Origin of the sequence: Kribbella sp. NPDC048928 (assembly GCF_043197975.1) — a bacterium.
GTDB lineage: Bacteria > Actinomycetota > Actinomycetes > Propionibacteriales > Kribbellaceae > Kribbella.
Map to the genome: position 1 here is coordinate 982,835 of NZ_JBICUC010000002.1, position 14,044 is coordinate 996,878.

General features: G+C 68.4%; 14 protein-coding genes. 10 read left to right on the forward strand and 4 right to left on the reverse strand.

The window, feature by feature from the left end; translation table 11 throughout:
• Positions 1-62: 62 nt before the first annotated feature.
• Positions 63-584: a DinB family protein gene (locus ACGFI6_RS11735; protein WP_393117485.1), complete on the reverse strand. Its 522-nt coding sequence runs from the start codon at positions 582-584 to the stop codon at positions 63-65.
• A gap of 133 nt (positions 585-717) precedes the next feature.
• Here ACGFI6_RS11735 and ACGFI6_RS11740 point away from each other — a divergent pair, with 133 nt between their 5' ends.
• On the forward strand, positions 718-1,401 hold the full coding sequence (locus ACGFI6_RS11740; protein WP_393117487.1) for a hypothetical protein: 684 nt from the start codon (positions 718-720) through the stop codon (positions 1,399-1,401).
• Positions 1,402-1,515: 114 nt separating this feature from the next.
• Here ACGFI6_RS11740 and paaK read toward each other — a convergent pair whose 3' ends face one another.
• From paaK to paaI, 3 genes are read right to left on the reverse strand one after another with little or no spacing between them, the layout of a single operon-like run.
• Positions 1,516-2,811 carry a phenylacetate--CoA ligase PaaK gene (gene paaK, locus ACGFI6_RS11745; protein WP_393117489.1) on the reverse strand — a complete coding sequence of 432 codons (1,296 nt, stop codon included), beginning with the start codon at positions 2,809-2,811 and terminating at the stop codon, positions 1,516-1,518.
• Between the two features lie 13 nt (positions 2,812-2,824).
• Positions 2,825-4,027 carry a 3-oxoadipyl-CoA thiolase gene (gene pcaF, locus ACGFI6_RS11750; RefSeq protein ID WP_393117491.1) on the reverse strand — a complete coding sequence of 401 codons (1,203 nt, stop codon included), beginning with the start codon at positions 4,025-4,027 and terminating at the stop codon, positions 2,825-2,827.
• Positions 4,017-4,448, reverse strand: coding sequence for a hydroxyphenylacetyl-CoA thioesterase PaaI (gene paaI, locus ACGFI6_RS11755; protein WP_393117493.1), 432 nt, complete (start codon positions 4,446-4,448; stop codon positions 4,017-4,019). The genes pcaF and paaI overlap by 11 nt, the downstream gene beginning before the upstream one ends.
• A 74-nt stretch (positions 4,449-4,522) precedes the next feature.
• Here paaI and paaN point away from each other — a divergent pair, with 74 nt between their 5' ends.
• From paaN to ACGFI6_RS11800, 9 genes are all read left to right on the forward strand, one after another.
• Positions 4,523-6,196 (forward strand): phenylacetic acid degradation protein PaaN, encoded by a 1,674-nt coding sequence (gene paaN, locus ACGFI6_RS11760; protein WP_393117495.1) that lies wholly within the window; start codon positions 4,523-4,525, stop codon positions 6,194-6,196.
• A 180-nt stretch (positions 6,197-6,376) separates the two neighbouring features.
• Positions 6,377-7,426: a glycosyltransferase family 2 protein gene (locus ACGFI6_RS11765; RefSeq protein ID WP_393118114.1), complete on the forward strand. Its 1,050-nt coding sequence runs from the start codon at positions 6,377-6,379 to the stop codon at positions 7,424-7,426.
• A 39-nt stretch (positions 7,427-7,465) separates the two neighbouring features.
• Positions 7,466-7,612: an LPXTG cell wall anchor domain-containing protein gene (locus ACGFI6_RS11770; RefSeq protein ID WP_393117497.1), complete on the forward strand. Its 147-nt coding sequence runs from the start codon at positions 7,466-7,468 to the stop codon at positions 7,610-7,612.
• A gap of 77 nt (positions 7,613-7,689) precedes the next feature.
• Positions 7,690-9,060 (forward strand): serine hydrolase domain-containing protein, encoded by a 1,371-nt coding sequence (locus ACGFI6_RS11775; RefSeq protein ID WP_393117499.1) that lies wholly within the window; start codon positions 7,690-7,692, stop codon positions 9,058-9,060.
• Positions 9,061-9,110: 50 nt separating this feature from the next.
• Positions 9,111-9,575 (forward strand): flavin reductase family protein, encoded by a 465-nt coding sequence (locus ACGFI6_RS11780; RefSeq protein WP_393117501.1) that lies wholly within the window; start codon positions 9,111-9,113, stop codon positions 9,573-9,575.
• A 10-nt stretch (positions 9,576-9,585) separates the two neighbouring features.
• Positions 9,586-10,617 carry a zinc-dependent alcohol dehydrogenase family protein gene (locus ACGFI6_RS11785; protein ID WP_393117503.1) on the forward strand — a complete coding sequence of 344 codons (1,032 nt, stop codon included), beginning with the start codon at positions 9,586-9,588 and terminating at the stop codon, positions 10,615-10,617.
• A gap of 200 nt (positions 10,618-10,817) precedes the next feature.
• Positions 10,818-12,098, forward strand: a complete 1,281-nt coding sequence (locus tag ACGFI6_RS11790) for an ABC transporter substrate-binding protein (protein WP_393117504.1) — start codon at positions 10,818-10,820, stop codon at positions 12,096-12,098.
• Positions 12,099-12,135: 37 nt separating this feature from the next.
• A complete protein-coding gene (locus ACGFI6_RS11795) occupies positions 12,136-13,035 on the forward strand; it encodes a carbohydrate ABC transporter permease (RefSeq protein ID WP_393117506.1) in 900 nt (299 codons plus the stop codon).
• Positions 13,032-13,937 carry a carbohydrate ABC transporter permease gene (locus ACGFI6_RS11800; protein WP_393117508.1) on the forward strand — a complete coding sequence of 302 codons (906 nt, stop codon included), beginning with the start codon at positions 13,032-13,034 and terminating at the stop codon, positions 13,935-13,937. The genes ACGFI6_RS11795 and ACGFI6_RS11800 overlap by 4 nt, the downstream gene beginning before the upstream one ends.
• Positions 13,938-14,044: the final 107 nt, after the last annotated feature.

Here is a 14,044-nt window from a genome sequence, read left to right on the forward strand (position 1 = left end):
TGTCGCTACCCCGTGCCAGATGCCGGACATCCTATCCACCCCTCGGCCCGGGCGTAACCGGGTTACTCCGGGTCGGTGTAGCCCTTGGTGCCGTCGAGCAGCTCGCGGATGATGTCCAGGTGGCCGACGTGCCGGGCGGTTTCCTCGATCATGTGGCACAGGACGTACCGCAACGACGCCGCCTTCTCCGTGGGATGCCCGGCCTCGACGGTCTCCAGCGGGAGGTCCGCGATCGCCGCGTTCGAGCTCCGGCACTCCTCGTCGTACTCGTCGAGCAGCTGCGCGATCGGTACGTCGTCGACGAACATCTCGGCGTCGACGTGCGCGCCCTCGACCCATGGCGTCTGGCCGGTGTCCGGCACCCCGACCATCCCGAGCTGGAACCACGAGTACTCGACCCAGCGCAGGTGGGCGACGAGCCCCGCCGGTGTCATCAAGGGGGAGGTGGGCAGGACCTTGCGGTGCGCGTCCTCCTCGGAGAGTCCGATGCACTTCATCCGGACGAAGGATCGCTGGACGTCGAGCCACCCGATCAGCTGGGTGCGCTCGTCGGCGGTCAGGGCAGGGCGTTGTACGTCAGTCATGGCTGAGCACCGTACTGGCCTTCTTCGGGGCCCTACCAACCAATTTCCGCAGCGCAGAACGGTTGATGGGTGCTCAAGGTCGGCTCCGGGGATGGCATGCTCAGCGGAGTCGCCTTTGTGAGGGAGGTGAGCGGTGGATCCGCGGTTCGATGTGGCGCTCTACACGCGGGCTGAGGTGGCGCTCCAGCTCGGGTTGCCGGCTACTACGCTCGGTGACTGGATGCGGTCCGGGGCGCTGGAGGCGCGCAGCGGCGGCCGTGGCGAGCCGACGATCACGTTCGCCGGGCTGGTCGAGACGCACATGCTCCGCTATCTGCGGCGTACGGGACTGTCGCTGCACGCGATTGGCGAGGCCGCGGTCGCGCTCCGCTCACGGGCCGGCCGCCGGTACCCGCTGGCGTGGTCCGGGCTCGCGCACGACGGCCGCGATCTGCTCGTCGAGATCGCCGCGGAGGGCCGTGAGGCCGGCTGGGAACGGATCCGCGACAGCCAGGGCGGCTTCCCCGGGGTCCTCCGCCGCGGTTCGGCCGCGATCGGCTGGTCCGACGACGGGTACGCCGGAACGCTCCGGCTGGTGATCTACCACGACATCGACGTGATCGTGGATCCCGAACGCGCCAACGGCCGCCCGCTGGTCGACGACGTACCGGTCGAGGACGTCATCGACGAGGTCCGCACCGGAGCCACCTACCGGGAGATCGCCGCCAAATTTAACCTCGAGGACTTCGAGGTGGAGGCCCTGGTCCGCCCGCACATCCGCCCACCCGCCTTCCGCAAGTCCCGCCCCGCCGACGCCCAGACCGAAGTGCTGCTCTGACGTACCGAAGAACGGGTTGTGGTCGGGCGTCGGCCGCACCGGCGCCGCCGGCGCCCGCTCAGCCGGCCCGCGACCGACCGGTCGACCGGCACCACTACCCGTTCTTCGGTACAGCTACCGGTCGTCGCGGATGCGTTTGGCTTTGCCGAGGGAGCGTTCGAGGGCGTGTGGGGCGACTACCTCGACGGTTGCGGTGACGCCTACCCGGCTCTTGATGCGGTGGGCGAGGGCTGCGGCGGCTGCTGAGCGGTCGGTAAGGCCGGGGGCGGCTTCGACCTGGACGGTGAGTTCGTCGAGGCGGCCGGGGCGGGTGAGGACGCAGAGGTAGTGCGGGGTGAGACCGTCGACCAGGAGGAGTTGTTCCTCGATCTGGGTGGGGAAGACGTTGACGCCGCGGACGATCATCATGTCGTCGGTACGCCCGGTGATCTTCTCCATCCGGCGCAGGCCGGGGCGGGCGGTGCCGGGGAGCAGCCGGGTCAGGTCGCGGGTGCGGTACCGCAGTACCGGAAAGGCTTCCTTGGTCAGCGTGGTGAAGACCAACTCGCCTTCGGAGCCGTCCGGCAGCACCTCACCGGTCACCGGGTCGATGATCTCCGGGTAGAAGTGGTCCTCCCAGATGTGCAGCCCGTCCTTGGTCTCCACGCACTCCTGCGCGACACCGGGCCCCATCACCTCGGACAGCCCGTAGATGTCGACCGCGTGAATGCCGGTCCGTTCCTCGACCTCGGTCCGCATCTGCTCGGTCCAGGGCTCCGCGCCGAAGATCCCGATCCGCAACGAGGTGTCCCGCGGATCGAGCCCGCGGCGCTCCAGCTCGTCGACGATCGACAGGAAGTACGAGGGGGTGACCATGATGATCCGGGCCCCGAAGTCGCGGATCAGGTCCACCTGCCGCTCGGTCATGCCGCCCGAGACCGGTACGACGGTGCACCCGAGCCGCTCGGCTCCGTAGTGCGCGCCGAGCCCGCCGGTGAACAACCCGTAGCCGTAGGCAACATGGCACACGTCCCCGGCGCGTCCGCCTGCTGCGCGGATCGACCGCGCCATCAGGTCGGCCCAGGTGTCCAGGTCCCGCTGTGTGTACCCGACCACGGTCGGCCGCCCGGTGGTCCCGGACGATGCGTGCACCCGCGCCACCTCGGTCCGTGGCACCGCGAACATCCCGAACGGGTAGTTGTCCCGCAGATCCTTCTTGGCGGTGAACGGCAACCGGCTCAGATCGGACAGCTCGTGCAGGTCGTCCGGCTTGAACCCCACCGCGTCCAGCGCGGAACGGTAGTGCGGCACGTTCTCGTACGCCCGCCGTACTGTTGCCTGCAGCAACGACAGCTGACGCGACCGGAGCTCGTCGACGGACAACTGCTCGCCGGCATCCCGCAGCTCAACAGGGCAAGGTTCGCCAAGCATCCAGCACCTCCGACTAGGGACGGGCAAGCAAGGTCGCGATCCCTTGACCGACGCCGATGCACATGGTGGCCAACGCGTACTGGGCGTCGCGGTGCCGGAGCTCCAGTGCGGCGGTCAGTGCGAGCCGTGCCCCGGACATCCCGAGTGGGTGGCCGAGCGCGATCGCGCCCCCGTTCGGGTTGACGTGCTCGGCGTCGTCGGGCAGCCCGAGCTCGCGCAGTACGGCCAGCGACTGCGACGCGAACGCCTCGTTCAACTCGATCACCTCGATGTCGGACAGCGCGACACCGGTGCGCTCGAGCAGCTTGCGGGTCGCGGGCGCCGGCCCGATCCCCATGATCCGGGGCGGTACGCCGGCGGCGGCTGTCCCCACGATGCGGGCAATCGGTGTCACGCCGTACTGCTCGACTGCCTGCCCGCTCATCACGAGCAGGGCCGCCGAGCCGTCATTGACCCCGGAGGCATTGCCCGCGGTGACAGTACCGGGCGTTCGGAACGGGGTCTTCAAGCCGGCAAGCGCTTCGAGGGACGTGTCCCGCGGATGCTCGTCGGCATCCACCACTGTCACGGCACCGCGCTTCCCCGGTACGTCGACGGACACGATCTCCTCCGCCAGCCGCCCGTTCGCCTGGGCCTTCGCGGCCCGCTGCTGCGATCGCAGCGCGAACAGGTCCTGGTCCTCGCGGGAGATCGAGAACTCCGCGGCCACGTTCTCCGCGGTCTCCGGCATCGAGTCGATCCCGTACTGCGTCTTGAGCGCCGGGTTCACGAAGCGCCAGCCGATGGTGGTGTCGTAGACCTCCGCCTGCCGGGAGTACGCCGTGGTGGCCTTGGGTATCACGAACGGGGCCCGCGACATCGACTCCACGCCGCCGGCCACCACGATGTCGTTGTCTCCGGCAATGATCGAGCGGGCCGCGTACGCGACCGCGTCCAGGCCGGATCCGCACAGCCGGTTGATCGTCGTCCCGGGCACCGAGTCCGGGAGGCCGGCGAGCAGCAGTGCCATCCGCGCGACGTTCCGGTTGTCCTCGCCGGCCTGGTTCGCGCAGCCGAGGATCACGTCGTCGATCCGCGCCGGATCGAGCGCCGTCCGGTTCAGCAGCGAGGAGATCGTATGTGCGGCCAGATCGTCGGGACGCACCGCCGCGAGCGCACCGCCGTACCGCCCGATCGGCGTCCGGACCCCGTCGACCAGAAAGGCCTCACGACTCATGTACTTCCTCCGAAACGATGGTGCCTGAGAGTTGCCGGCTGCGGCCACGGAACTCGGCGATCACGTCGTCGCCGCGGGTGACCGTGATGTCGTAGATCGCGTTCCGCCCGAACGTCGTCCGTTCCTGCGCCGCTGCGACCAGGACGTCGCCGCGATGTGCCGGGGCCACGAACACGATGTCGCACGCCTGCGCGACCGTCACCCGGTTACGCGAGTTGCACGCGAACGCGAACGCGGAGTCGGCCAGACTGAACACGAATCCACCATGCGCGATCCCGTGCCCGTTGACCATGTCCTCGCGCACAGTCATCTCGACCCGCGCGGTCCCCTCGCCGACCTCGACGAGCTTCATCCCCAGTCCGGCGCTCGCGGTGTCCTCGGCCCACATCGCCGCCGCGACGCGCGCCGCCAAGTCGTCCATACGCCTGCCCCATCGAGAAAGTCGGCTTGTGACACACTAGTACCGGTTGCGCCATCGACTGTAACATCGCAGTCATGACCACGGACCTGCTCTCCGCACATCGTGACCGCCTGAACGGCGCCCTGAAGGCGATCCACGACCGCGGGTACCACTCCGCGTTCCCCGAGTCGCCGAGCCCACGGGTGTACGGCGAGACCGCCGCGGCCGACGGCAAGGCGGCCTTCGAGGCGCATCTCGGGGCGACGTACGGCCTCGAGATCCCCGGTGCGCGCGGCACGGTCGTCACCGAGCAGTCGCCGTTCGGGATCGCGATGGACGTCTCGTACCCGCGGGTGGTCGAGGACGGGCTGGACGAGCTGCTGACCGCGGCCCAGCGGGGTCTCGCGGACTGGCGGCGGGCCGGCATCGACGGCCGGGCCGGGGTCGCGCTGGAGATCCTCGACCGGCTGCACAAGCGGGTGTTCGAGCTGGCGAACGCGGTCCAGCACACCAGCGGACAGGCGTTCGTGATGGCGTTCCAGGCCGGTGGCGCGCACGCGCTGGACCGTGCGCTGGAGGCGGTCGCGTACGCGTACGAGGAGATGAGCCGCTACCCGGCGACGGCGACCTGGGAGAAGCCGGCCAAGGGCGACCCGATCCGGATGGAGAAGACGTTCACGGTCACCGGTCGCGGGGTCGCGCTCGTGATCGGCTGCAACACCTTCCCGACCTGGAACTCGTGGCCCGGTCTGTTCGCCTCGCTGGTGACCGGCAACGCCGTCGTCGTGAAGCCGCACCCGCTCGCGGTACTGCCGCTCGCGATCACTGTCGAGGTCTGCCGTGAGGTGCTCGCCGAGGCCGGTTTCGATCCGAACCTGGTGACGCTCGCCACCGAGCGCGCCGGCGACGGCCTCGCCAAGCCGCTCGCGACCCGGCCCGAGGTGAAGCTGATCGACTTCACCGGTGGCAGCGAGTTCGGCGAGTGGCTCGAGCAGAACGCGACCCAGGCGACCGTCTTCACCGAGAAGGCCGGTGTGAACGCGGTCATCGTCGACTCCACCGACGCGTTCAAGGCGCTCTGCAACAACCTCGCCTTCACCCTGAGTCTGTACTCGGGCCAGATGTGCACCACCACCCAGAACCTGTTCGTCCCGGCCGGCGGCATCGAGACCGACGAGGGCCACAAGTCCTTTGACGAGGTCGGCGCCGCGCTCGGGTCTGCGATCGGCAAGCTGCTCGGCGACGACGCCCGCGCGGTGGAGATCCTCGGCGGCATCGTCAACCAGGCCGTCATCAACCGCCTCGACCTGGCCGCGGAGTACGGCGACGTCGTGCTCGAGTCGCGGGCGATCCAGCACCCGGCGTTCGAGGACGCGACCGTTCGGACGCCGTTGCTCGTCGCGCTCGACGCGGACGAGGCCGACGTGTTCGGGCGGGAGTGCTTCGGCCCGGTCTCGTTCCTGGTCCGTACGGCCGACACCGCGCAGTCGCTGGAGCTGTTCCGGTCGACCGTCACCGAGGGCGGCGCGATGACCGCCGGGATCTACTCGACCGACTCCAAGATCCTCGACGAAGCCCGGGACGCGGCCCTCGACGCAGGCGTCGCCTTGTCGGAGAACCTGACCGGCCCGGTGTTCGTGAACCAGTCGGCCGCCTTCAGCGATTTCCACGGCACCGGCGCCAACCCGGCCGCGAACGCCACCTACACCGACGGCGCCTATGTAGCGAGCCGCTTCCGCGTCATCCAGTCCCGCCGCCACATTGGGTGATCGCCGATCGGAGCCTTCGTGCACGTAAGGTGACTTGGACGTTAAAAAAATACTCAGAGCAACCACTTGCCTTTTCTGATCCGCGGCCGCACACTCTCCGTTAGTTGAGCGTAGAAGCACTTACTAACTGGGGGCAGAGCGGTGCTGGAGCGGGGGACGGGCCGTCGTGCCCAAGTAGTGGTGCTGGTGCCTGCGCACAACGAGGAGGCCGCCTTGCCGGCGGCGCTCGACTCGTTGTGGCGGCAGACCCGGCGGCCGGACCGGGTCGTCGTGGTCGCAGACAACTGCACGGACGCAACGGCGGCCGTCGCGCGCTCGGCCGGCGCCGAGGTCTTTGAGACCGTGGGTAACGTCGACAAGAAGGCCGGCGGCCTGAATCAGGCCCTGGCGATCCTGCTCGAGGTCCTGGAGCCGGCCGACCGTGTCCTGGTGATGGACGCCGACGGCGCCCTCGCCCCGGCGTTCGTCGAGACCGCGCTGCGCGAACTCGAGGACGAGACGGTCGGTGCGGTCGGCGGCATCTTCTGGGGCGAGCAGGGCCACGGCCTGGTCGGCGAGCTGCAGCGCAACGAGTACGCGCGGTACGCCCGCGACATCGACCGCAAGAGGGGGCGCGCGATGGTGCTTACCGGTACGGCGACCCTGCATCGCGTCGACGTACTGACACGCGTCGCGGCCGCGCGTGGGGACGAGCTGCCCGGGCCGCACGGCCTCGTGTACGACACCACCGCGCTCACCGAGGACAACGAGATCACGCTGGCGATCAAGTCGCTCGGATACCGCTGCGTGTCGCCCGCTGACTGCTGGGTGATCACCGAGGTGATGCCCACCTGGCGGGACCTGTGGCGGCAGCGTGTCCGCTGGCAACGCGGTGCGATCGAGAACCTGCGCGCGTACGGCCTGAACCGCATCACGCTCCCGTACGCCGTCCAGCAGGCCGGCATGGGCGTCGGTCTGCTCGCGATGTGGTGCTTCCTGATGCTCACCGTGCTGACCGCCGGTGCGGACTTCCACGTCCGGCCGCTCTGGCTCGCGGTCGGCCTGGTTTTCGTCGCCGAACGGATCGTGACGGTTCGCCGTCGCGGTTTTCGAGCCATGATTCTGGCCACCGTCATGGTGGTCGAGTGGGCGTACGACCTGTTCCTGCAGGCCGTCCTGCTCCGCTCGGCGTGGGATGCCGTCCGGCGGGCCGAGGCCCGTTGGCACCACGTCACCACCCCGGTCTCCTGACCGGACTTCCTATCCATTCACAGCCTTACGGGGACAACCATGTACGGACACACCAGCCTCACCCTGCCCGGAACCACCCTCGCCGCCACCGGTGCCGCGACCAACACGCTGGCCCTGGCGGTGGCCGGTTTCGCGCTCTTGTTTGCGGGACTCGCGGTGCTGAAGTTGCTGCCGAAGCGTCGTTGAGCAGACCCTGATGCGGAAGGTATGAATTTCACACCCGCAGGACATCTCCGTTCCGCCGATCCGCCCAGGAGCCGACCGTGACCCAGAATCTGACCGAGGTACTCGCCTACTACGACAGCTGGCTGAGCTACAACCAGCGGTATCTGCGGGTGCCGGGGATCCAGGCCGCGGTGTACGCCGGAGACCGGATCGCGTTCTCCGGCGCGTACGGCCACGCCGATGTGGAGAACGACGTACCGCTGACCGACCAGCACCTGTTCCGGATCGCGTCGCACTCGAAGACGTTCACCGGGACGGCCGTCCTGCAGCTGGTCGAGCAGGGGCGGTTGCGGCTGGACGACAAGGCGTCGCAGCACGTCACCGAGATCGTCGGTACGCCGATCGGCGAGCGGACCGTACGGGAGCTGCTGGCGCATGCCGGCGGCGTGACCCGGGACAGCCTGGACGCGGACTGGTGGCAGTTGGCCGCGGCCTTCCCGGACCGCGACCAGCTGCTCGCCGTACTGCGGGACGCCTCCTCGGCCGTGATCCCGGAGAACGAGCGTTTCAAGTACTCGAACATCGGGTTCGGGCTGCTCGGTCTGGTCGTCGAGGCGGCCACCGGAATGTCGTACAACGCCTATGTCCAGACCGCGATCGTGGACAAGCTCGGGCTGACCGGGCTCGGGCCGGAGCTCGACCCGGCCAGGCTGACCGAGTACGCCGCCGGCTACAGCAGTCTGGCGTACGCGGACGCGCGGGTGCCGATCGAGCACATCGACACCCGGGCGCTGGCCTCGGCGACCGGGTTCTTCGGCAACGCGCGGGACCTGGCGACGTACTTCTCCGCGCACCTGCCCGGCGACGACCGGCTGCTGACCGACAAGTCCAAGCGCGAGATGCAGCACCCGCTGTGGACCACCGGCGCCGACGACAAGGCGCGGTACGGCCTCGGCCTGGCGGTCACGAAGATCGGTGAGCGGGAGCTCATCGGGCACGGCGGCGGGTACCCGGGCCACATCACCCGGACGCTCGTCGACCCGGAGAAGCGGCTGGTCGTGGTCGTCCTGACGAACGCGATCGACGCACCGGCGTCGCAGCTCGCCGAGGGCTTCTTCCGGCTGCTCGACCTGGCCGAGTCGAAGGAGCGTGGCGAGGAGGCCGATCTTGCCCGCTTCACCGGACGGTTCGCGAACCTCTGGGGCCTCACCGACATCATGCTGATCGGCGGGCGGCTGTACGTGACCGACCCGTCCGGACCGAACCCGGCCGACGAGCCGCTGCCGCTCGAGGTCGACGGTGACGCCCTGCGCGTCGCGGGCGGCAACGGCTACAACTCGTACGGCGAGTCGTACCGCTTCACGTTCGACGCGAACGGCGCCGTCCAGTCCGTCCGAGGCTCCAGCGGCCTCACTCTGCACCCGATCCACAACTTCACCCTCCCGGACCGGGTTACCGTTGCCGGGTGACCATTCACGGCGATCATCCGTTTCTTCCGCCCGAGTCGGAGCGGAGTCCGGTGCGGCGGTTTCGGGGGCGGCTGGCGTCGCCGGTGGGGCTGTGGACGACGGCGCACGAGGGGGAGCGGGCCGGGCTCACGGTGTCGTCGATGCTCGTCGCCGACGGTGCGCCCGGGTACGTGATCGGTCTGCTCGACCCGGAGTCGGACCTGTGGGAAACGTTGCGTGAGGCAAGGACCGCGGTGGTGTCGCTGCTCGGCGAGCCGCATCGCCAGCTGGCCGACGCCTTCGGGTACGTTGCGCCGGCCCCCGGTGGGCCGTTCCGTCTGATCGACTGGACGGACACCGCCTGGGGCCCGGCGCCCGTCGGCGTGAGTACGTGGGCGGGCTGCACGTTGGTGAACCAAGACCCGCCCGAGATCGGGTGGGGCCTGCAGATCCAGCTCGAGATCGTCCACGTCGAGTTCGGCGCGGACGACGTCCCCGCCCTGGCCCACCGTCGGGGACGCTACGTGACGATCTAACGTTGCGCTCATGCGAGCCACGGTGATTCACGGAGCATTCGACGTACGGCTGGAAGACCGCCCGGATCCGCGCATCGACGGGCCGGGCGACGCGGTGGTCAAGGTCGTTGCCTCGTGCATCTGTGGGTCCGACCTCTGGCCGTACCGCGGTGACCCGGAGGTGCGGGAACCGCGGCCGATCGGGCACGAGTTCGTCGGCATCGTCGAGGAGATCGGCGCCGAGGTCCGTACGGTCAAGCCGGGCGACTTCGTGATCGCGCCGTTCGTGGTCAGCGACGGCACCTGCCCGCACTGCCTGGCGGGCTACCAGACCGCTTGCCAGAACCGGGTCGGCTACGGCACCGCGAAGGCGGACGGCGGCCAAGGTGAGTACGTGAAGCTCCCGTACGCCGACGGCACGCTGGTCGCCACACCCGAGCTGCCCGACGACGCGATGATCCCGTCCCTGCTGACGTTGTCGGACGTGATGGGAACCGGCTGGCACGCGGCGCGGTCGGCGCGGGTCAAGCCCGGCGACACGGTCGTTGTCGTGGGTGACGGAGCGGTCGGCCTGTGCGGCGTCCTCGCGGCGGCGCGGATGGGTGCGGAGCGGGTCGTTGCCCTGTCGCGGCATCTGCCCCGGCAGAAGTTGGCGAAGGAGTTCGGCGCCACGGACATCATTGCCGAACGCGGCGACGCGGCGCGCGAGGCCGTCCTCGAACTGACGAACGGCGTCGGCGCGGACGCCGTCCTCGAATGCGTCGGTACGGAACAGTCGATGACCACCGCGTTCGAGGTCGCGCGGCCAGGTTCAACGGTCGGATTCGTCGGCGTACCGCACGGTGTCGAGGTGCCGATCTCGACCATGTTCAGGCGGAACATCGGCCTGAACGGTGGTGCGGCACCGTGCCGCGCGTACCTGCCGGACCTGATGGCCGACGTCCTCGCCGGGGAGATCGACCCGGGCCGGGTGTTCGACTCCGAACTCCCGCTCGCCGACGTCGCACAGGGGTACACCGCGATGCACGAACGGCAGGCGATCAAGGTGCTGCTACGGCCCTGAGTTTTGCGCATCGCAAGTGCGCGCAGAGCCTCCGCAGGCGGCAAATGTGCGCGCTCTCACACTGTCAAGCTGCACGGGGTCACGGCTGCGCAACGCGACTGCGCGGAACGTTGACACTCGCTGCGCGCCGTCCCAGAGTTGCACAGTCAAGGGGGCATCGTTGTCACAGGCGGCTCCATCTATTGATCGGAGAGTGAATCATGCGTGGTGGTCTGAGTAAGACCCTGGCGCTGGTGGGTGCGGCGGGTCTGCTCGCGGTGAGCGCCTGCGGTAACAGCGACGACAGCGGCGGTGGCGGCGACTCGTCGGCGAACAAGGACGTCACGGTCTTCACCTGGTGGGCCGACGGTGGTGAGAAGGCCGGCCTGGACGGCATGGTGTCGGTGTTCAAGAACGACTGCAAGGACTACAAGTTCGTCAACTCGGCGGTCGCCGGTGGCGCGGGCTCGAACGCCAAGCAGGTGCTGGCCAACGACCTGCAGGCGGGCAAGCCGCCGTCCACCTTCCAGGCGCACGCCGGCAAGGAACTGAGCGACTACATCAACGCCGGTCAGGTCGACGACATCAGCGGCCTGTACAAGGACTTCGGGCTGGACAAGGCGTTCCCGCAGAACCTGATCGACAACCTGACCGTCGACGGCAAGATCTACTCGATCCCCGCCAACGTGCACCGCGCGAACATGGTCTGGACGAACCCGACCGTGCTGAAGAAGGCGAACCTGGACGCCGCGACGGCTCCGGCCAGCGTGGACGCCTGGATCGCCGACATGGACAAGCTGAAGGCTGCCGGCGTCAAGGCGCCGCTGGCCATCTCCAAGGGCTTCGCGCAGGAGATGGTGATGGAGGTCGTGCTGCTGGCCGAGCTCGGGCCGGACAGCTTCAAGGGCCTGTTCGACGGCAAGACCGACTGGTCCGGCGCCAACGTCACCTCGGCGCTGAACAAGTACAAGAAGCTGCTGTCGTACACCAACGTCGACCGCGAGGCGGTGGACTGGCCGGACGCGCTGGGCTACCTGAACAAGGGTCAGTCCGCGTACTTCGTGATGGGTGACTGGGTCGCCGCGCAGCAGTTGGCCGACAAGGTGCCGGACACGGCGTACACGTACTGGCCGGCGCCGGGCACGGCGGGCAACTTCCAGTTCCTGTCGGACTCGTTCACGCTGCCGACGAACGGCGCGGACCCGGACGGCGCGAAGTGCTGGCTGAAGACGGTCGGCTCGGCCGAGGGCCAGAAGGCGTTCAACACCAAGAAGGGCTCGATCCCGGCCCGCTCGGACGCCAACCCGGCCGACTACCCGAAGTACCAGCAGTCGGCGATGGCTGACTGGAAGAAGGACAAGATCGTGCCGTCCTGCGCCCACGGTGCCGCGTGCACGCTGGGGCAGAACAACGACATCCTGTCCGCGCTCAGTCAGTTCAGCGGCAGCCAGGACATCGCGAAGCTGCAGGCGTCGCTCGTCACGGCGATGAAGACGAGCTGATGCACCGCGAGTTGCGAACCGAGCTGGAGGACTGAGCGTGCACGGAAGAATCCGCACCTGGGGACCCGGAGCCCTGGTGCTGCTGCCGACCGTGCTGCTGCTCGGGTACTTCGTGTACGGGCTGATCGCATGGTCCTTCAACACCTCGCTGACGAACCGGCACACGGCTCGGAAGGGCCCGGCCGACTACGTCGGATTCGAGAACTACGGGCACCTGTTCGGTGAGGACCGGTTCCTCAACTCGCTGAAGAACCTCGGCGTGCTCACGGTGGCGTTCATCGTGGGCACGCTGATCTTCGGCCTGCTCTGGGCACTGCTGCTGGAGAAGGGCGTGCCTGGCGAGTCGATCTTCCGGTCGATCTACCTGTTCCCGATGGCGATCTCGATGATCGCTTCGGGCGTGGTCTGGGGCTGGTTGCTGAACCCGTCCCAGGGCGACGAGGCGCGCGGCCTGAACCGGCTGTTCGAGATGCTCCATCTGAATTTCCTGGAGAATCCCTGGTGGACCGCGGGGAGCAGATGGACAACGATGGCGTCCATCGCACTGCCCGCGGTCTGGCAGCTGTCCGGATACATCATGGCCCTGTTCCTGGCCGGCTTCCGGGGCATCCCGCCGGAGCTGCGCGAGGCGGCCCGGGTGGACGGTGCGTCGGAGTTCAAGCTGTACCGGCACGTGCTGTTCCCGCAGCTGTCCCCGATCGCGCTCTCCGCGCTGATCATCCTCGGGCACATGTCGCTGAAGCTGTTCGACCTGATCTACGCGATCACCGGGCCGAACCAGTTCCGTACCGAGGTGCCCGCGGTCTACATGTGGAACACCTTGCTGCGCAGTGACATGGCCAAATCGGCCGCGATCGCGATCGTGCTGCTCGCGGTCGTCGCGGTCCTCGTCATCCCGTACATCGCGTACACCGTCCGGCAGGAGAACGAGGAATGAGCGCCGATACGGCCGCTGCGACCGGTCAGGCTGCGGCGGCGATCCGCCGGAAGCCGCAGAAGCACAGCACGATCACGGACGGCTCGACCCGGCGCAGCCGCACGGTCCGGTACGTTCTGCTGCTGCTGTTCCTGTTGTTCGTGCTGATCCCGGTTTATGTCGTACTGATCACCAGCTTCAAGACCTCCGGGGACACCACGGCCGCCTCGCAGTGGAACCTTCCGAAGGAATGGACGCTGGAGCCGTGGCGCAAGGCCTGGGACGTGCTGCAGCCGTACATGATCCGGTCGCTGTCGCTGGCGATCCCGGCCGCGATCATCTCCTCGCTGATCGGGTCGATGAACGGGTTCGTCCTGGCCCGCTGGCGGTTCCCGGGCGCGAACATCGTGTTCGCGTTCATCCTGTTCGGGATGTTCATCCCGTACCAGGCGGTGATGCTGCCGCTGCGGACGACCTTCACCGAGCTGGACGTGACCCGGGGCGTGCCGACGCTGATCGTCGCGCACTGCATCTACGGCATCCCGATCTGCACGCTGATCTTCCGGAACTACTACGCCACCATCGTGCCGAACGAGATCATCGAGTCGGCCCGGGTGGACGGGGCCGGACTGGTGCAGACGTACCTGCGAATCATCCTGCCGATCTCGATCTCCGGGTTCGTGGTGACGCTGATCTGGCAGTTCACCTCGGTCTGGAACGACTTCCTGTTCGCGTTGTTCCTCACCCAGCAGAACAACGGCCCGGTCACTCTGGGCCTGGCGGCCCTCGCGGGCGGCCAGAAGGTCGACTACGCGGCCAGCATGGCCGGCGCCCTGATCACGTCGTTCCCGACGCTGATCGTCTACATCCTCCTGGGCCGCTGGTTCATCGGAGGCCTGATGGCAGGCGCATTGAAGGGCTGACGGCAGGGCGATCTGTGTGGTCCTGGGGCCTCCCGTTCTGGACTGAGGAGCGTAGGAAGCGAAGCGACCGAAGCGACGAGGGAAGAACGGGAGACAAAGCGCCAGGA

Coding starts and splice junctions, on each gene's coding strand:
- ACGFI6_RS11800 (WP_393117508.1), top strand. CDS start 13,032: ATGAGCGCCGATACGGCCGCTGCGACCGGTCAGGCTGCGGCGGCGATC.
- ACGFI6_RS11735 (WP_393117485.1), bottom strand. CDS start 584: ATGACTGACGTACAACGCCCTGCCCTGACCGCCGACGAGCGCACCCAG.
- paaN (WP_393117495.1), top strand. CDS start 4,523: ATGACCACGGACCTGCTCTCCGCACATCGTGACCGCCTGAACGGCGCC.
- pcaF (WP_393117491.1), bottom strand. CDS start 4,027: ATGAGTCGTGAGGCCTTTCTGGTCGACGGGGTCCGGACGCCGATCGGG.
- paaK (WP_393117489.1), bottom strand. CDS start 2,811: ATGCTTGGCGAACCTTGCCCTGTTGAGCTGCGGGATGCCGGCGAGCAG.
- ACGFI6_RS11770 (WP_393117497.1), top strand. CDS start 7,466: ATGTACGGACACACCAGCCTCACCCTGCCCGGAACCACCCTCGCCGCC.
- ACGFI6_RS11785 (WP_393117503.1), top strand. CDS start 9,586: ATGCGAGCCACGGTGATTCACGGAGCATTCGACGTACGGCTGGAAGAC.
- ACGFI6_RS11790 (WP_393117504.1), top strand. CDS start 10,818: ATGCGTGGTGGTCTGAGTAAGACCCTGGCGCTGGTGGGTGCGGCGGGT.
- paaI (WP_393117493.1), bottom strand. CDS start 4,448: ATGGACGACTTGGCGGCGCGCGTCGCGGCGGCGATGTGGGCCGAGGAC.